This window comes from Neptunomonas sp. XY-337, assembly GCF_004959845.1.
In the GTDB taxonomy this organism is placed as follows: Bacteria; Pseudomonadota; Gammaproteobacteria; order Pseudomonadales; family Balneatricaceae; genus Neptunomonas; species Neptunomonas marina.
The window spans coordinates 115,146-134,153 of record NZ_SPLL01000002.1; the positions used below are offsets into that span (position 1 = coordinate 115,146).

General features: G+C 51.5%; 15 protein-coding genes. 3 read left to right on the forward strand and 12 right to left on the reverse strand.

The features are described 5' to 3' along the window. Positions 1–3: 3 nt before the first annotated feature. The 12 genes from E4L36_RS04185 to E4L36_RS04240 form a co-directional block, all read right to left on the reverse strand. Complete coding sequence (locus E4L36_RS04185) at positions 4–747, reverse strand: PEP-CTERM/exosortase system-associated acyltransferase (protein WP_136679360.1); 744 nt, start codon at positions 745–747, stop codon at positions 4–6. Between the two features lie 80 nt (positions 748–827). Further along, positions 828–1,676: a ThiF family adenylyltransferase gene (locus E4L36_RS04190; protein ID WP_136679361.1), complete on the reverse strand. Its 849-nt coding sequence runs from the start codon at positions 1,674–1,676 to the stop codon at positions 828–830. A 180-nt stretch (positions 1,677–1,856) separates the two neighbouring features. Beyond that, positions 1,857–2,759: a PEP-CTERM sorting domain-containing protein gene (locus tag E4L36_RS04195; protein WP_136679362.1), complete on the reverse strand. Its 903-nt coding sequence runs from the start codon at positions 2,757–2,759 to the stop codon at positions 1,857–1,859. A 240-nt stretch (positions 2,760–2,999) separates the two neighbouring features. Further along, positions 3,000–5,756, reverse strand: coding sequence for an XrtA/PEP-CTERM system TPR-repeat protein PrsT (prsT, locus tag E4L36_RS04200; RefSeq protein WP_206064507.1), 2,757 nt, complete (start codon positions 5,754–5,756; stop codon positions 3,000–3,002). Between the two features lie 158 nt (positions 5,757–5,914). After that, complete coding sequence (locus tag E4L36_RS04205; RefSeq protein ID WP_136679364.1) at positions 5,915–6,799, reverse strand: LysR substrate-binding domain-containing protein; 885 nt, start codon at positions 6,797–6,799, stop codon at positions 5,915–5,917. A 46-nt stretch (positions 6,800–6,845) separates the two neighbouring features. Next, positions 6,846–8,594, reverse strand: coding sequence for an ABC transporter ATP-binding protein (locus tag E4L36_RS04210; RefSeq protein WP_136679365.1), 1,749 nt, complete (start codon positions 8,592–8,594; stop codon positions 6,846–6,848). Between the two features lies 1 nt (position 8,595). Then, positions 8,596–9,840 carry an ABC transporter permease gene (locus E4L36_RS04215; RefSeq protein WP_136679366.1) on the reverse strand — a complete coding sequence of 415 codons (1,245 nt, stop codon included), beginning with the start codon at positions 9,838–9,840 and terminating at the stop codon, positions 8,596–8,598. A 10-nt stretch (positions 9,841–9,850) separates the two neighbouring features. After that, on the reverse strand, positions 9,851–11,032 hold the full coding sequence (locus E4L36_RS04220) for an ABC transporter permease (protein WP_136679367.1): 1,182 nt from the start codon (positions 11,030–11,032) through the stop codon (positions 9,851–9,853). 77 nt (positions 11,033–11,109) lie between these two features. Continuing rightward, on the reverse strand, positions 11,110–13,149 hold the full coding sequence (locus tag E4L36_RS04225) for an ABC transporter substrate-binding protein (protein WP_136679368.1): 2,040 nt from the start codon (positions 13,147–13,149) through the stop codon (positions 11,110–11,112). A gap of 38 nt (positions 13,150–13,187) precedes the next feature. Continuing rightward, entirely contained in the window at positions 13,188–13,868 is a 681-nt protein-coding gene (locus E4L36_RS04230; RefSeq protein WP_136679369.1) for an HAD family hydrolase, read from the reverse strand. Next, positions 13,849–14,691, reverse strand: coding sequence for an alkaline phosphatase family protein (locus tag E4L36_RS04235; RefSeq protein ID WP_136679370.1), 843 nt, complete (start codon positions 14,689–14,691; stop codon positions 13,849–13,851). The genes E4L36_RS04230 and E4L36_RS04235 overlap by 20 nt, the downstream gene beginning before the upstream one ends. Before the next feature lie 173 nt (positions 14,692–14,864). After that, complete coding sequence (locus E4L36_RS04240; RefSeq protein ID WP_136679371.1) at positions 14,865–15,782, reverse strand: LysR substrate-binding domain-containing protein; 918 nt, start codon at positions 15,780–15,782, stop codon at positions 14,865–14,867. 256 nt (positions 15,783–16,038) lie between these two features. Here E4L36_RS04240 and E4L36_RS04245 point away from each other — a divergent pair, with 256 nt between their 5' ends. From E4L36_RS04245 to dctP, 3 genes are read left to right on the forward strand one after another with little or no spacing between them, the layout of a single operon-like run. After that, a complete protein-coding gene (locus tag E4L36_RS04245; RefSeq protein WP_136679372.1) occupies positions 16,039–16,509 on the forward strand; it encodes a TRAP transporter small permease subunit in 471 nt (156 codons plus the stop codon). Between the two features lies 1 nt (position 16,510). Continuing rightward, positions 16,511–17,809 (forward strand): TRAP transporter large permease, encoded by a 1,299-nt coding sequence (locus tag E4L36_RS04250; RefSeq protein WP_136679373.1) that lies wholly within the window; start codon positions 16,511–16,513, stop codon positions 17,807–17,809. Between the two features lie 51 nt (positions 17,810–17,860). After that, positions 17,861–18,853 carry a TRAP transporter substrate-binding protein DctP gene (gene dctP / locus E4L36_RS04255; RefSeq protein ID WP_136679374.1) on the forward strand — a complete coding sequence of 331 codons (993 nt, stop codon included), beginning with the start codon at positions 17,861–17,863 and terminating at the stop codon, positions 18,851–18,853. Positions 18,854–19,008 lie beyond the last annotated feature (155 nt).

The window sequence follows — 19,008 nt, forward strand, 5'->3', positions numbered from 1 at the left end:
TCATTACCGAGCCTGCTGGAACTCCTCCACCAGAATGGCGTGAATATCGTCGTATAAGGAGCGCAGTTCTGGCTTCATATTATCTATCGCTTCTTGCGCGGTGATGTAATACGGCGCACGAATGCCATGATAATCCACATCTTCACCCGCCCGAGTGAAGTTAATACCTGAGCGTTTGAGTAACTTAGGCAAAAAGGGCTCCATCATAGCGAAGGCGTGGGTCTTGTTTGTGATAATGCTCATTGATGTAGCGGCTAAGAATGCGGAAACCGCTATCAATGGGAAGACGCGCTGCTCTTCCTCACCAAACGTCAATGCGGCTGCGCTACCGAAGCGGTCACGGTGCTCGTTATGACGGCGTCTGAATGAACCATCAACAGCGAGGCGTGAGACTTCGCACATTTGGCTGCGGGGCAGCTGTAACTCATTGAGCAGGGCATTATCTAGGCTATCGGGGCAGAAGCGCTCTAGCGGCAGCAGTGCGTCGTGTCCATCCGTGGCACCGGGTACCAGTCTTACACAGCCTGCGGGGTAGCCACTTGGCTTATGGCGGATGATGCAGTGTAGCGAGTAGTCATCGAAATCATCACGCTCCTCGCCGTCGTCATCATCAGAGGTTGGCTCGTACTGAAACTCCTCGCAATAGACGCGGTATCGAACTTGATAGACCTGCTTCTTTAGCTCTTCTGATGTGGCAAGGTCCACAGAAAAATAAGTTTGAAAACCATCTGCGAGTAAACTGCTCATAACTCAACCTCTTTAATTGGGGAGCCCGCCTAGCGGCTGTTCCAGCGCCTTAACCACGGCTGCCAGCGTTGGTATATCATTTATAGTAGAAGCTTTTTTGCCACTTTGAATGCGATTTGCTGTAGAGGGTGGTTGTTACCACCTGGTCGCCAAGTCTTGCTAAGTTTGTTGCGATACGCATCAAAGTGGAGACCGTGGGGAGCTGCAATAACTTCTCCGCGCCCTAGAAGAATTTTTAGCGCATTGGTCCCAGCGATACCCGCGCACATATCAACAGACATTGGGGTGGATGGGCCTTTCTGCGCTTTAAAATCGGCAGCTGATTTATCCACCAGGTACTTCACTTGGAGCATCGCGGGTGACAAGCCGATCAAAAAACGGACTAGCTGCTCTTCGGAGGTGTAGCCTTCTAACTTGAAGTAATCCTCGAAGCTCATATGACCTGGCAAGAAGGCCAGAAACGAACAGCCCATGCCCAGTGGTGCTGCTGTGATAGCGGGGATGCCTTTCTCTTTGCACTTTTTGAAGACAAGCTTCCGTGCATCTAAGGCAAAGAAATCTAAACTATCAACATAAAGGTCGACCCCGTCGAGAAAAGCGTCGATGTTGGTTTCATTAACACCTTCAGGGAACGTTTCTATCTTGGCTTCAGGGTTTACATCCAGTGCCATCCGCTGCATGACATCGAGCTTAGGCTCGTTTAGCGTGCTGACAAAGGCACCAGCTTGGCGGTTGAAGTTGTGAACCTCAAATTCATCAAAATCTGAGATGCTAAAGTTAGCAATACCTAAGCGTGACAGCGTGAGTAAATGCGCCCCACCAACGCCACCTAAACCCGCTATCGCTACTTTTTTGCTACGTAGCGTTTGCTGTTCTGCGTGAGTGACCCAGCCGATATTACGCGAAATCGAGGCTTCGTAGTTGTACATCAAACATTCCTGTTTTAGGTAGTATTGGACTATAGCATATGAACATCTTAACGAGTGTTGCGTATAACTAACAGCATTGCAGTGATATGTGTCAGTATCTTTTACAAATATTACTGCACCCACAAAAAAGCCTCTGTAGCCGAGACTACAGAGGCTTTTTCGGGGAACTAAATTAAGCTATTACGCTGCTTTTTTGCGGCGGCCAGCTAGACCAAGACCCAGCAAACCAAGACCGAACAGTGCGATTGAACCTGGTGCTGGTACTTTACCAGTGATAGAGCCGTCTAGAGTTGATTGACGGATAAGGTTACCGTCTACCAGTAGTAACTCGTCTGCACCTGGGATCGGTGGGTTTACGTTTGTATCTAGCGTCAATGTTGGGTTGTTACCGCTAGCAACTGCATCTGCTGCGTCTACCCAAGCAGAACCGTTCCAAATGTTCAGGAAGTCATCCGCTGCGAATGTGATATCGAAGAACAGGTCTAGGTTCGCTGCTTGGATGTTAGAACCTGTAAGGTCTGCAGAGAACGCTAGGCCGCTGCTATCGCCATCGCCTAGTACTAGGTCATTGAAGTAAACGTTTACATAACCGCCTGTGTAAACAGGACCCGCTGGTGTCAGCGTACCGTCAAAGTGGTACTCAACTTGCAAGTCCCAAGACTGCAGGAAGCCTTCGTTATCAGAAGCCAATGGCGGAACCAGTGGGCTTAGAGCGTCGATATCACACTGGCCTGCTGGGCAGTTTGGCATCGCAAGGTTAACAGGTGTTACGCCGTCAATTGCTGTACCTGAAGTTGGAACGCCTGCTGCATTCAGTTCAGATGCGATGTTAGTGTCGTAGAAATCCCCTAACAGGCTGCCATCAGAGAAGTCATAGATAGATGTTGCCAGCATTTGGCTGAAGCCAAACTCAGAGAAAGAACCCGTTTGAGTGTTAGCATCTGGAGCACCGATAAAACGTGCAGTATCTGCATCGTTGCCACCAAAAGATGACAGGTCCAAATACATCATATTGGCGTTAGCTGCTGAGCTGAGCCCAAGCGCCAGCGCTGTTGCGGCAAAAGTAGTCGTTAGAGTTTTCATGTTGTATACCTGCTCACAAAATTGGTTGCTGTATTATCTTGTATACAGAATATGTGCCAGTTTTGTTAAATATATGTTTTTCAATGATTTTTTATTTTTTATGGCGAGCTGTAAAAGTGGTTTGTAAATTTTTCTGACACTTTTTTTGGGCTTTGTCAGCTTTCTTTACATTGGATGGGGTGTTTGTGTTTGCGATTCGCTTCAGTAGGCCCCAGCCTTAATAGGCGGGGCCCACCGAGTTTAAAGGTTTTTCATCAGCGTTTTGGCCTGAGCAAGCTCTGGAAACTGCTTCTCTAATAAAGGCTCCAGCACCTCTTTGGCTTTGCTAGGTTGCTTTGATGCGCTCAAAGCCAGTGCGTAACGATAGCCTAAAGATGGGTTCTGAGGCGCCAGTTGATAAGCCTTGGCTAATGTGTCTACCGCTTGCGCATGATCGCCCGCTTTTAGTAACAAATGGCCCAAGGTATCGAGAACATTAGCAGAGCCAGGCTTTTCAGCTTGTGCTGCACGAGCATACTTAAGCGCTTGTTGCACCTGCCCTTGTTCGCCTAACAGCCAAGCAAGGTTGTTCATGACGATATAGTTACTCGGGTCTTGCTTCAATATTGCTCGGTAACGCTGGATCGATTTTGAGTGGTCAATATCGTTGTTTACGATATCTCGGTTGGTGGCATACAACAGCACATCTTTGTCGTTAGGGTGTGCGGCTAACCAGTCTGCAATAAGCTTGTCGGCTTGCTGTACCTGCTTGGCTTGAGTCAAAGACTCAGCATATAACATCAGAGATTGGCTGCTTTGCGCGAGTTGGTGCATTTGAGCAAACTGCTTTGCTGACTCTGAATAGTCTTTTGTACTGGCATAGTGTTTTCCCAATGCCCAGTAGAAGCCCGGTGTTGCTTGGTAAGTTTGTAAAAAACGCGTCGTTTGTTGTCGAGCTTGCTCTTGGCGGTCGTTTTCTAGCAGGATCAGAATCTCCGCGATCGCTAGCTGTTGATTCGGCTTTTTCTCTAAACTTTGACGTGCTTTAAACAATGCAGCATCGGTTTGGCCGCTGAGTGCCAGTGAGTAGACCTCGCCAAATAAAGCCTGCTCGCTGCTGGGGTATTCGTTTTGCCACTGTTCGTAGACGCTGGCAGCTTGCGAAAACTGTTGCTGGGCAAGGTGAATTTGCCCCTGTACTGCCAGCGCATCTTCATGTTGGGGCGCATCGTCTGGAATTTGCCCCAAGAGCGCGAGGCTGCGTGTATATTCAGCTTGATCAGCTGCGATTTGAGCGGCGATAAGCTGCAACGCTGGCGTGCTCTGGCTTTCGAGTAGCTGAGTGAGGCGACTCTCAAAGCGTGATGTATCTCCTAAGCGTTTCTGCAGACGATACATACCAATTAACGCAGAGCGGTTATCGGGCTCAATCTCGAGAATCTCGGTAAGATAACGCTCCGCATTGCTTAGGTTGTTCTCCTGCAGGGCAATGCTGGTCAGCATGCCCAATACCTCACTCGTTTTGCCCGTTGGTGTCTCAATACTTAACGCTTTATTCAACACCTCTTTGGCTCGGCTTGGGTCACCCGTGCGGCGCAGGATGTCAGCCACGAGCAGATAACCATTCAGATCGTTTGGCTTCAACGGAAGGTAGTCCTTAGCTACCTTAAGTGCTTGCGCTGTTTGCTGTTGCTGTAAGTGGTAGCGAATAAGCGCAACGCGAGCGCGGTACGCAGCTGGATCTTTCTTGAGAACCGCTTGAATCTCATCAAGCCCGGTTGTATCACCTGAGGCCAATTTCAGCGCACCAATACCGGTTTGGATATTGGTATTATCCGGGTCGGCATCGGCGTAGGCTTCAAACAGCTTGAGAGCTTCATCGCTGCTACCGGCACGTAAAAAACTGTTGCCGAACAAGGAAACGAGAGCTTTGTTGTCTTTGTCAATGGAGCCTATGCTGTTGATAACTTCGTCAGCAGTGGTTGCTAAGCCAAGTTTGGAGGCTGTGTAATGCAACATTTGCAGTGCACTGTCGCCGGGCTTAAGCGTGTCTTTTAAGGTCCGTAGGTGGGTATGGGCTTGCTCCCATTTCTGCAAGTTGAAAGCTGCGATGCCGGCTACTAAACGAGCCTCGGGCGTATTACTGTTGCCGTTGAGCACGATACCTGCGGCGGCACTGGCCGCTTCCCAGTCTTTGGCTTGTAGGCGCAGCTTCGCCTTCAGCAAGTTAGACAGCAGATGGTTGGGTGTAAATTTGAGCACGGTATCGACATGCTGCTCGGCTTGCTCAAAGGCTTTTCCGTCTAGGTACGCTTGCGCGGCAATCAGATTGAGATGGCGACGGTTAGGTTGCAGCTCTAGCACTCTTGCCAGTGTATCGCCTGCCTCAATATGCTTTTGCTGTGCAGAGAGTAGACGGCTAGAGAGAATCAGCGCCTCAGTGTTATTTGGCTCCTGTGCCAATAAGCGCTGCAGCTGCTCGGTTGCTTGCTCAAAGTTTCGCTCTAACGCAGCGCCATAAGCGCTTGCCAGTTTGCTGTACGTACCTGAGCCGTTGGCTGCGGCTGCAAAGTTCGCCTTCGCCTCACTAGGCTGATGCAGAGAGATGGCAGCCAATCCTTGATAAAAGTACACCAAGGTTTGTTCATCCTTGTCCAAAGACTCGGTGTCGATGTCGAGTATCTCTTCAAACTGATATTGGTATAACTGCGCCTGTGCAAGCTCTGCTGCGAGTAATTGTGCAGCAGCGCCAGCATCAATAGCGCGCTTAAACTCTTTCTCTGCCAACGCGCCTTGCTGCCGGTTTAGATAGTAGTTGCCGAGCAAGAGCCGCGCTTCTTGGTTGGAAGGGTTGGCTTGGAGTGCGCTTTTAAGGTCGATGATAAATGCTTTCTCATCCCCTTGAGAGGCATAGTTTTTTGCAGATTCGAGATACTCGACGTCGGTTTTCTGGGTATCACAACCACTGATAATAGATGCGATAGCAAGACTAATTAGTGTTTTTGTGAGTAATTTCATAGGCATGTGGTCGCTCTTTTTATCCGTGGCAGAGGCGCTATTAGGACCCTATTATCGCGCAGTCTGTTCCATCTCTGCAGCATAAAACCATCTTTCACGATAAAAGGATCATTTCCTGCGTGCAATAACCAGTATAGGCAACTGTAACTGAATGCGGATTATCCAGAGAGGGCGCTGCTGCGCGTTTGAATGGCCACATCAACAAAATTTCGAATGCCCGGCATCGCACTGCGTGACTTCAACCAAACCACATGCTCGACCACCTCCTCATCTGATTCTGCGACGCGCACCATGCGATATCGCGGATCGGGGCGAACATCGTTCTCAAGCGCAAAGCCGATCCCCAAGCCATACACAACAGCTTCGCAGGTGTCATAGCGTGAGTCCATATGGATATGGTGTTTGGGTTCTACGTCGCAACCGGTAAACGCTTTGTCGACGAGATACTGGGTATAAGCATTCGAGCGTGAGTAGATAAGAGGGTAGTCCGCCAACTGCTGCACACTGACGGTGGGCAAATTGGCTAGCTCGTGATTATGAGGGACCACGGCAGTTAGGCAATGGCTGTGATAGGAGAGGCGGGATATCCCTTTCTCCTCTTTGGCAGCGGGGTAGAGGCCAATATCGACCTCGCGCTCATGCAGCATCTCGCGGCACTCGTTCGTGGTGCCGGAGGTAATATTGAGCGTTGCGTCGGGGTAGTGCTGATAAAACGCAGCGAACAGCGGCATAAAGATGAGCGGTGAGGCGGTGGCCACGCGCACAACCGGTTGCGATGCTGCACCCGGCCGCGCCAGCGCCTTGATGGATAGTTCTAAATCAGGATACTGACGAGTGATTTTATAGAGCGCTTGGCCGGTGGCTGTTAGGCGTACGCCGTTGTTAATCCGCTCGAATAGCGCGCTATCGAAGCGAGCCTCAAGTTTGCGAATCTGCACGGTGATGGCCGGTTGGCTTACGCCCAAGTCTGCGGCCGCGCGCGTATAATTGCCGCACTTGACGGTTGCGTTGAACGCCTTGATCTCTGACATCGAAAGATCCATCTTGCGCTCCTCACTTATCAAAACCGGCAATTAAAGCGCGCCAGTGTTACCCGTTGATGACACGGTAACGTGATTGCAGGCAACCCTGAGGCTGCGCAGGGGCTGCTGTTGATAGGGTGTTGAGCGGTTCACAGGCCGCGTCTAACTTCTTCTGATCGAGCAATGGAATCGCGCCAATGAGGCGTTGGGTATAGGGCGCTTGAGGATCCAAGAAGATCTTACGCACGCTGCCCTCCTCGATCAGCTCACCCTGCTTCATCACACAGACCCAATCACAGAGGTTAGCGATCACACTGAGGTCATGGGAGATAAACAGGATGGTGAGGTTAAGCTCATCACGCAGTGATTTCAGAAGATTGAGAATCTCCGCTTGAATGGATACATCCAGCGCAGCAACCGATTCATCAGCGACCAGAAACTGTGGGTTGCACACCAACGCCCGCGCAATGCTGATCCGCTGGCGTTGCCCGCCAGAAAACGCATGTGGGAAGCGGCGTAGGTGATCGATGTTGAGCTTGCAAAGCTTGGCGATCTCGATAACGCGCGCGTCAGTTTCAGCCTTATTTTTAGTGAGTCCCATCGCTTCTAGCGGCTCCGCGATAATGTCTCGCACCGTCATGCGAGGGTTGAGGGAGCTGTAAGGGTCTTGGAAAACCATCTGGCCACGCGCAGCGATCTCGCGGCGCGGAATTTTACCCTTGGCTTGAAGTTTGAGAGGGTGCTCGCCATGAAAGGTGATCTCACCGTGGCTCAGAGGTACAGCCCCTAACATTGCCTTACCTAGCGATGTTTTGCCTGAGCCACTCTCGCCCACTAGGCCGATAATCTTGCCTTTGGGCAGCGTTAGCGAGATATCCTTTACTGCGGTAAACGCTTCGCCGTTGCGTTTAGCGCCTGCGGCGGGGTATTGAATCTGTGCATGACTGACTGTTAGGAATGGCTCTAAGGTGTCGGTTTTGACATCCGAGAGTGTACTCAAGTGGGGGAGGGAGTTGAGCAAACGCTGGGTATACTCGTGCTGAGGGTGGTAGATCACCTGCTCCATGGCGCCTGCCTCAACAACGCGGCCGCGCTGCATCACGGTGACATTATCCGCCACCTTGCCAATGACACCGAGATCATGGGTGATAAAGATCATCGCCATCCCCATCTGCTCACGTAGCTCAAGCATCAGCTCCAGCACCTGCGCTTGGATGGTAACATCCAGTGCAGTGGTGGGCTCGTCGGCGATCAGCAATTTAGGTTGCGTAGAGAGTGCCATCGCGATCATCGCCCGTTGGCGCATGCCTCCAGACAGCTCGAAGACATATTGGTCGAAACGCTTGTCGGGCATGGGGATACCGACACGATCAAACAGGGCGATGCCCTCTTTACGTGCCGTGGCGCGATCAATACGGCGGTGTATCTGCATCGTTTCAATCATCTGCTCGCCAAGGGTAATGGCGGGTGCGAAGCTTGCCATCGGCTCCTGAAAAATCATCGAAACCTGCTCTCCACGCACAAGATTGAGCTTGCGCTCGCGTAGCGTGAGAATCGAATGGGCCTGATCATTATGATAGAAATTGATCTGGCTGGGCTTTTGAAAAATGGTGTTGCCCGGATGGAGACGCATGATCGCTTTTGCTGTTGCAGACTTTCCGGAGCCGCTCTCGCCCACTAGCCCCATCACTTCGCCTTCGCGGACAGATAAGCTGACATCATCCACGGCACGAATCAGTCCCTCATCGGTGCGGAAGTCGATGGTTAAGTTGTTAATATCAAGAAGCTTATTACGGTTTGTCACTGAAGCGGTCATGTTATTTATTCCTCTCTGAGTAGGGGTCTGCTGCATCACGCAGGGCATCGCCCACGAATACAAAGGCCATAATGAGCAGCACGAATACCGCTACAGGAAAGAACTGCCAGATCATGTTTTGTTGAATGTCTGGGTCTTGGGCTTTTTGCAATAGCACCCCGAGGCTGTTGACCGGCTCGGTTAGACCCAATCCTAAAAAGCTCAAGCTGGTCTCCGCCAAGATCACGTAAGGGAAGTTGATCAGCGTATCGACGATGATATAGCTACCAAAACTTGGAACGAGGTGACGCCAAATCACGCGCATATGGCTCGCCCCTGCCAGTTGGGCCGCCAACACATAGTCTTGGTTGCGCTCAACTAGAATATGGGTGCGTAAACGCCGCCCAAGTGCTGCGAAGTCGAGTGCACCAATCACCACAGCGATGGCAAAGTAGCGCTGTACTGGGGTGAGATCGATCTGCGCAAGCGCCACAGCACAGGCAAGATAGATCGGAATTGGCGGTATGACGCGCACCGCTTCAGTGATCGCCATCAGAATGGTGTCGACTTTACCGCCAAAGTAGCCGCTCACGCCGCCGACCAGCAGTGACATAAACAGCTTCACAATCAACGCAACGATCGCGATGCTGATGGTGATCCACAGGGCATGTAGGGTGCGGCTAAACACATCCTTACCATCTTCATCTGTACCAAGAATGTGAATTTTTCCCGTTGCTACACCGAAGAGATGTCGATCCCAGCGCCAATCGATACCGAATGTATCGATCTTCAAAATCGTGTACTCCCAGTCTTTTACAAAAAACTGGAGGTAGCGGCGCGCCTCTTTATCCACGGTAAATTTATTCTGGGTGGACGCGTCGAGGGCGCCGCTGGATGTGAGCTGATCAAGTGCGTCTAGATTGCCACTTTGCAGCAGAGCGCTGAAGTCAATTTTCGGTTGCTCCTTTGCGTAGGTATAGGTGAATGGACGCCATGAGAAGCCGTTTTCATCCCAAAATAGAACGGGTTGCGGCGCGCCGCGACGATAATCGCTATCGGCGCCATTAATGGTTGGGTCAACAGGGGAGAAAAAGGAGGCGAACAAGCCAAGTAGCATGAGCCCCATAAGCACCGAACCTGCAATCAAGCCGACCGTCTTTTTCATAAAACGCGCTTTGATCAGCGCAAATTGGCCGGCGGTGTAGTAATCAGCATCTTGAGAAGTTTGCTGTGCCGCGCGGCGTTTGCCAAAAATAGCTGCGATCATCGTCATCTCCTTAGTGTCCTAGCACGCTTTTACGAACCCGCGGGTCAACCGCGGCCAGCACAATATCGGTAATGAAGTTCATTGAGATCACGACCAACGCCACCAGAAAGAGAATCCCTGCTGCCAGCTCCTGATCATTGGTCATGGCGAGTGCTTCGATCAGCAGAGCGGCGGCATCGGTTAAGCCGATCACAACGGCCACGATGGGGAGGTCGTTAAAGACACGTTGGAAGTCAAAGCCGACGCTGTTAAACAGAGGACTGATGGAATGACGCACCGGGTAGCGGGCCCACAGGCTTAACCCGCGCACGCCACGCGCCCGTGCCGCATCGACGTAGAGTTTGTTGGATTCATCCACCACAAGCGCGCGTACGGTTTGTAGTTGCAGGGCGGTGGCTGACCAGCCGATCACAAAAATGGGTAACCAAATATGGCCCAGAAAATCGTTGAGCTTGCCCCATTGAAAACCCTGTTCGGCAAACCAAGGCTCGTTGCGCCAAGCATCGGAGAACAGCCCGGTTGGGGCGCTTTCACCGGCAAATACGTACAGCAGAATAATATTCAGTGCGAGCAAAAAGTTGGGCAGAGCAAGCCCCAAATAGCTTATGATGCGCAACACAACGTCTAGCGCTTTTGCTAAACCTAAACCTAACGTATTCAGTAAACGGCGCGCTGTTGTGTGCTGTGGATTACGGTCTGCCCATGGTTTGTTCAAGACATACGCCGACAAGATGCCAAACGGTACGGCGATCAGGTAAGACAACATAAGCCCGGCGATACAGAACATGAAACTGAGCCAAAAACGATCGCCCAAGGCAAGGTTAACCGGTTGTCGTTTTGCACAGCTAAAGCCCAAGTCACCATTGAGAGTGAGATTGGCAACCCAGCTGCCCCAACGCACGGCGAAAGGTTGATCCAGCCCCATACGCGCGCGCTCTGCATCGATATCGGCTTGCGTAATGGTTTCGCCTTGGGTGCTTTTATAAGCGATATACTTTTCCGCACAGTCACCCGGTAGCACTTCCATCAGCGAAAACACGATGAGGCTAACCGTTAATAACCCCACCAGAGCCATCAAAAAGCGGTTTCGGACATAGTGGAAGTACTGGCTAGTGCGGCCAAGGAGGGTGAGGGCTCCAGCGGTGATCAATAAGATCCACAACAGCCAGGTTTGTGCGAGGAATTGAGTCATAATCTGATACAGCAGTTAGTTGATCCAAAATCAGCAGCCTGCGACAAAGGCACAGGCTGCTCGGGCTATCTAGGCGATTACTCGGCTAGGAACCACTGCGTTGGCATATATGGATAGCTCCAGTAGTAGTCGTAAGAGTGTGTCTTTTGGACTTGGAAGTTACCCAGCTTGTTGCTGCGATAGATAGGCGCTACGGCTTTCACCGTGCCGACAACAAACATGTCATCAGCCACGCGTTGAGCAATTTCAGCACCGACTTTATTGGAAGCATCAGAGCCCATTTTTAGGGTGACAAACTTCGCGGCCAGCTCAGACATCTTGTCGACAGTGGCTGGTGGTTTCACACCTTCAGCACCGTTGGTGTTACGGAACTGCTCCCACAGCATGCCGGTACGGATGTCAAAGAAGCTGCCATAAGGTGGCAGTAGATCCGTAGTGTTCGATGCCAGTGTGGCGAGCGGGCGGCCCATCTTCCAGAACATCACTGTCAGGTCATTCGCTGACTGGGAGTTGCGGTACTCATCGGAAGTTACTTCCTTGATAGAGGTTTCGATGCCAACCTGATTCCAGTTGTTGGCGATGATCTCAACCACTTCTGTCGCTGTTTCTTGGGTAGAGAAGAGGATCGGCAGCTCAAACTTTTTGCCGGATGGCAGGTCACGTTTGCCATCGCCATCTTTGTCCACAACCCCTGCTTTATCGAGTAGCTGCTTTGCCAATGTCTGATCAAATTGAATCCACTGGTTGAGCATCTTCTCGGAGACAAATGGCGCTGTCGCAGAATCGAAGGCCGTATACTGAGCTGGCTTACCAAGGTTGAAGTAGGCGACTTCGTTGATCTTGTTGCGATCAATCGCCACCGACATAGCACGGCGGAAGTTGATGTCGTTGAAAACGGCGCGCTTCTCAAGGTCTTTGTCGGTCATGTTGAACGCGTACGTAGACAGAGAGATATTTGGGCGTAGCGTGACGCTATAGTTGCCTTGAGCTTTGTTCTCTAACAGCACCGGCGCAGAAGGTAGGTTAACGGCTTGAGTTTTGTAGTCGATCTCGCCAGCGATCATCTTCGCGACTTGGATATCCTCATCGCCAATAAAGACTTCGTTGATCTCATTGATATAAGGGAGTTGGTTACCCGCTGTATCCACTTGGAAGAAGTAGGGATTCGCCACTAGGCGGCGGCCTTCCAACGTATCTTCAACAACAATGTGCGATTCTAGCGTTGGCGCTACAGCGGTGTAGCCTGCTTTGACTAAGCGCTCGGCTGCAGCCTTGTCTTTTAGCAAGGGGGTTGGCACATCTTTCCAATCAGATTGGCCGTAGTAGAAGTTGATCACGGCATAGCCATTTTCAAAACCTAGCTCTTGAGCGCGCTTATCAGCGTCTTTGTTGAGCGCTGGGTGGAACTGCTCTAGCAGGTGTTTTGGTTGGAACGGCTGCGCGTAGTCTTGGGCGAACATCGCTGGTAGTGAAGGCATGGGGGCATTCAATGTGAAGCGCACCGTGGTTTCATCCACCGCTTCGACTTGCATCGGCTTACCATCCGATAGGAAACGCTCTTTGGGCGACTTGATGATCGACGTATCCATCAGCATGTTGTGGTACCAGAACACCACATCTTCGGCGGTAAAATCGTTGCCATCGGACCACTTGTGTCCTTTACGCAGCGACATGGTCAGCACAGTGAAGTCATCATTCCACTGCCAAGACTTAGCCACATTGGGGACAACGGTTGCCAAGTCGTCACTAAAACGAGTCAGGTTAACGTGACGCACCGCCAGAAGGTCTGATGTGCCAGATTCGGTTGCCTTTGAGATACCATCCAGCACACCGCCGTACTGGCCAATTTGCTGGTATGGTGCAATAACAAGCGGTTCCTGTGGCAGGCGTTCAGCTACCGCAGGGATCACTGGGTTACCGGCGATGCGCTTGTTGAGTGCTTGAATCGCTGGGTTTTCAGCGAAGCTCAGGTTGCACTGGTGAAGACGTTCGAACTCGGCTTTTTCAAACAGGTTCGGATAGGCTCCATTGGCTTTGTCCGCAGTGATCGTTGGACAAGCGGCAATAGCGTTAGTCGCCATCAGCACCGCTGCGCTGGCAATAAGTCGTTTAGACATAACTCTCAGTTCCTAGTCATTAAAGGTCGTTGTCGTTATTACGGTTGTGTTGCCAAGCAAGCCGAAGGGGCTTGCCAGTGAAGAATGTCCCATTGGTTCTCGTGTGCGATCGCTTCAAGCACCGGACTTGGGTTGGTGGCCACAGGGTGCGGCACGTACTCAAGCAGCGGGAGGTCGTTGGGCGAATCGCTATAAAACGTCATGTCAGCGCGCGGGAATGGGTGATCGCGCAGCCATGCCTCTAGTCGGGTAATTTTGCCCGCTTGGTAGCTTGCGATACCTTCAATCTCGCCGTTGTAGTGGTTGTCAGTCACTGTCAGATCGATCGCTAACACATCAGCAACCCCCAGATGCTCCGCAACCGCACGCACTAAAAAGGTGGGGGTGGCTGAGATAATCAAGATGCGTGTGTTCTGCTCCGCCAGTGTGTGCAGTAGTTGATGCGCCTGTGGATAGATGCGCGGGGCGATATCCTCTGCAATGAATGCCGGTAACAGTGCGGCGACTTGTGCTGTGGATAGCTGGCTAAGGGGGCGCATAAGAAAGCGCACGTAGTCAGCCATATCCAGTGTACGTGTAGCATAAGCTTCCATGAGCCGCGCTTCTTCTGCGAGGAAGTCCGGTGTTGCTAACCCTAGCTTTACCAAGCGGCGGCAAAAGAGCGATGCGGTATCGCCGCAAAGCAGTGTTTCATCCAGATCAAAGATAGCTAACGGCATGGCGCACCTCTGGGAGTGTCAATAAACCTTGGGTGACAGGCTTGCTGTGCTGCGCAATCTCTAGCAGCTCGCAGATGGTGCCGCAGATGTCGGTCTGTGCTGGGGTGAGGGCGCTGTCGTGGGAGAAACGCTCACCGATGGTGATAAAGGGAACCTCTGTCTCTTCTGGCAAGATACCGCCATGGCTGCGATCTGCATTCATACCGTGGTCGGCAGTGATGATGATCTGGTAGCCCGCAGCGATCCAAGTGGGTAAGTAATTCGATAGCTCCCCATCGAGGTGTCGCGCGCTGTTGCGGTAGTTGCTGCTATCAACACCATGGCGGTGACCGGTATCGTCAATATTCATCGGGTGCACCAGCAAGAAGTCTGGATCATGACGACGACGCAACATCTCGGCATCAATCAGCAGGTGGCTATCTGGGTAGTGATCAGCATGATAAAAGCACCCGTATGGGATGGTCAGGCTGGGGTCGTGGGTGAATCGGTCACGTCGGGGCTCGTAGGGTGTACGGTTATAGAGCTCGCTGACCCAGTGATAGGCCGCTGCAGCCGTTGTTAATCCAGCCTGCTTTGCCAAGCTAAAAATACTGGTTTGGTTGGAAAGGCGTGTGATCTGGTTGTTCACGATACCGTTCACCGCCGGGCGTGTGCCGGTCAGTATGGTCTCGTACAGTGGGCGAGACATGGACGGCAGCTCGCACTGCATGCGGTACTGGGTTGCCTGTCCCTCTTTGCGTAGTGCTTGTACGAAGCCCAAGCACTCGTTTGCGGTTTGATAGTTCAGCCCATCAAGCACAACCAAAATGACTTTATTTGCCATATACATCCTATCCGTGACGCGGTTGGCGTTCGCTGCCAACACATTAAGTTGCGACTAGAGTAGGGAAGTAATGTGGAGCTTGTGTGACGGCTATAAGAAAAAATGATGAACGATTAAAAGATCTGCTTTTGTTTATAACGTCTGTTTATGAAGTGTCATGTGATGAGCGGCACTTACGTGAACCGCTCGTTCATGCGGGTGAGTTCATCCAATAGATGCGCTTTAAAGTGGCTGGCAAGCATTGAACTGGGCCGGTGTGCTGGCGTGAGCACCGCAACCGATAGCGTAATTTGCGGGGCAAACGGTTTGAACACTAACTGGGCGCGGTCGTCAAAGCGCTGCAAATAGCCGTCGGCTGTCATGGGATCGCAGATGCTGTAGCACAAACCCTCCTCCACGAGTTTCAGCGCTGGTTGAAAGGTAAGCAGCTCGAAACGTTGGTTCATTTTGGCGCTGTGGCTGCGAAAAGCGCGTTGGCAAGAGAGGTAGTTCTGGTGCCCCTCTTGAAGCGTGGCCAGAGGTTTACCGTTGAGGTCGGCAGGAGTGATAACAGTTTTTTTCGCTAACGGGTCGTTTTTGGGAAGTGCGCAGACACATTGCAGCTCAAAGTTCTCCGCATCAAGTGCACGGTTGGGCGGCGGTGTTTCGGCAAGGCCCAAGTCATACTGCTGCGAGGTTATCCACTCCTCAATCACGGAGGAGTCGCGCATCATCATCGACACGTTCACTTTGGGCTTGTCTTTCACATATTCAGCCACCAAACGCGGCATAAGGTAACCCGCTGCTGCAGGCATACAGGCGATTTTTAAGCGCCCAAGCTCCAATCCTGCAATCTCTTTCATTGTGCGGGCGGTTTTATTGAGCCGCTCGAGTACCTGCTCTGCCTCTTCAAGGAAGTAATCCGCCTCGGGCTTTCGGATTAAACGGCTGCGCTGGCGCTCAAACAGAGTGACTCCTAGCTCCTCTTCTAAGGTGGAGATCATATTACTGATGGCCGGTTGGGTGCGTTGCAAGGTGCGGGCGGCTTCTGAGATGGAGCCGGTCCGCATCACCTCGCGGAAGCACTGGAGCTGACGAATTGTGATGTTCATAGGTTTTCACTTTGTTTTTCTATGGGCTTTTAATGCTTTGTTAAATAAGGGATTAAAAGCTATGCATAGATTTTTATTATGGAGGTATCGATATTTTCAAATTGATTTTATACCCCGCTAACGCAAATATTCAACCACCGGTGTACGAGAAGAAAGGATGCTCCGCTGTAACGATTAGGTTCGGATGAAGCACTGGCTAATAACAAACGAGTCATCCCCGTGTTGGCTCAATAAAGCAGTCTGAAAGGAAACCCGAATGAACAAGTTTGCGAGCTATCTGCTCACCGGGCTGATCTGTCTGGTTGCGGGTGGACAGTTTGTCCAGGTGATAACGCGCTATGTCCTTGAGATTCCCGTGATGGGTCTAGAAGAGACGTTGCTCTATCCCACGATGTGGCTCTACATGTTAGGCGCGGTTAATGCCTCAAGAGAGAACACCCACATCCGTGCCAATGTGCTGGAAATCTTCCTGAAAACGAAACGCCAAGTTGTTGGCCTTGCCATTGTTGGCGAGGTGCTCAGCCTGATTATTGGTGGCTGGCTAACCTACTGGGCGTGGGACTTTACGAAATACTCCCTACGGGTTTGGAAAGAGAGTCCAACCCTGTACCTGCCAACATTCTATGTGGACGTTGCGCTGATAACCGGCATGGTGCTGATGATGATCTACACCGCTATGCATCTGGTCAGCCATATCCGTGACCTAGCGACTGACGAGGAGCAATAAGATGGTTGAAGTTGCACTGATTGCAGTGGCTGTATTGGTCATTTTATTGACCTTGGGTTTGCCACTTCCGTACTGCTTTGGCGGCGGTTTGATGGTGATGTATTACCTCGGTGACGTGGTCATGAAAGGCAATATGTTGTGGGGCTTTCAGCAGCTAGGGAACCCTGTACTACTGGCGATTCCGCTGTTTGTATTGGCCGGGACCATTATGAGTGCCAGTGGCATCGCCGCCAGTTTGCTCAATTTCGTCAATATTTTTGTCGGCCATCTGCGTGGTGGTTTGGGTGTGGTCGCAACCATTAGCTGTGCTTTGATCGGCGCCATCTCTGGCTCAGGCCTGACCGGTGTTGCGGCCATCGGACCGTTGCTCATTCCCGAGATGGAGAAGCAAGGCTATCCGCGTGAATACGCCACGGCTTTGATCGCTAACTCATCCCTACTAGGGCTGTTGATTCCGCCAAGCGTCACGATGATCGTCTATGGCTGGGTTACCGATACCTCAATTCTGGCGTGTTTCTTAGCAACGTTAGGCCCAGGTCTACTGATTATGACCAACTTCTCGGTGGTTAACGTGTGGCTAGCACGTAAGTTCCCGCTGAAGCTGGAAGAGCGTCCTAAGGGTGAGGAGTTTGTTGCTGAGGTAGCGAACCGCGGCTTTAAAGCGACGCCAGCTCTGCTGATGCCCGTCATTATTTTGGGAGGTATCTACGGCGGCATCATGACGCCAACAGAAGCGGCGGCGGTGGCAGTTATCTACGCGATTCCTGTGGGCTTCCTGATCTACAAAGGCCTTGATCTGAAGACCTTCCTGTTTGCGGGTAAAGAAGCATCAACGGCGGTGGGTGCCATCATGCTGATGATTCTGTTCAGTATGATTCTATCGCAGATATTTGTGGTGGAGTCGGTACCACAAGCGCTGGTGGAGGCGATCTTCTCGATCACAGACGACAAAGTAGTCTTACTTATCCTGATCAACGTGCTGCTGTTCTTGGTGGGCATGGTTGTGAACGATGTCACCGCGATCATCTTGATTGCACCTTTGTTGCTACCGCTGATGGAAGCGCTGGGCATCAGCCCGATTCAGTTCGCTGCCATCATGGGCGTAAACACGGCGATGGGTGGTGTTACACCGCCATATGCGTCAATTCTCTACCTGGGTGCGCGTATCGGTAAAGTGCCGGTCACCAAGGTAATTAAACCTGCAATGTTGTTGATCGTAACGGGTTATCTCCCTGTGGTGATTCTGACTTCATTCTGGACGGATCTATCGATGTTCCTGCCGACCTTCTTCGGCTACTAAAAAAATATGCAAAACCTGCAGATAAAAAATCTAAAAAGAGAGGATGTTGTAATGAAAAAACCATTCCTAACCCCAGCGCTGCTAACCGCTGCCATGACACTGACCACGGTAGCAGATGCAACGGAGCTGAAGATCAGCCACATTCGCCCGCAAGGCGCAACGATCGACAACGAGCTGAAAGAGCTTGCGACTGAGATCGATCAGGCAACAGGTGGTGATGTGGCGCTGAAGATCTTCGCTGCCAGCGCTTTGGGTGATTACACCACCGTGCAGGAGCGGATCTCAGTAGGCGCTATTGATATGGCCGTGCAGCCTGCGGCAACTGCGGCTTCGCGCCGTATGCAGATCTCCTCTTTCCCATATATCGCTGAGAACTGGGCGCAAGCTAAAGCGATCTACGGCCCAGGTGGTGCGATCAATAAGGCGATGAAGTCTCTGTATGCTAAGCAAGATATCGAAATGCTCGCAGCATACCCGGTTTACTTTGGTGGCGTTGCGCTGAACACAGACGCTGTTTCACCGGGTGACCCAAATGTTGATAAGGGCATCAAAGTACGTGTGCCGGGTATCAAAAGCTTCCAGTTAACGGCTGATGCACTGGGTTATATCAGCTCGCCGATCCCGTTCTCTGAAGCGTTCACTGCGGTACAAACAGGTGTTGTTGATGGCGTTATCGGCTCAGGTGCTGAGGGCTACTACGCGTCTTTCCGTGATGTGACTAAAACCTATATACCGGTCAATACACACTTTGAAGTGTGGTACATGATCATCAATAACGGCTCGATGGCGGATCTGGACGCTGAAGACCAAGCGGCTCTGCGCAAGGCAGCAGCTGACTTTGAAGTGCGTCGTTGGGCGAAGGCTGAATCAGACCAAACAGCAAACGAGCAAAAACTCGCGGAATACGGCGCTACGATTGTTGAGCTAAGCGATGAGCAATTGGCGGCAACTGCTGCAAAAGTGCGCGCTGAAGTGTGGCCGCAGATCCTTAAGGATGTTGGTGCAGATTGGGGCCAGAAGATCCTTGATGAGATCAACAAGTAATCGTTGTTGATCGCGCTTCTACAAAGGTTCAGGGCTTATGCCGGAGCCTTTGTTCCACATTCAGTGGAGTGTTGTGTTAGCCCTTTGGGCACTCGGTAAGTTTGGCCCAGCCAGTTCCACAGATCTCTCCAATGCAATTATCTGCGTCTGTGTTT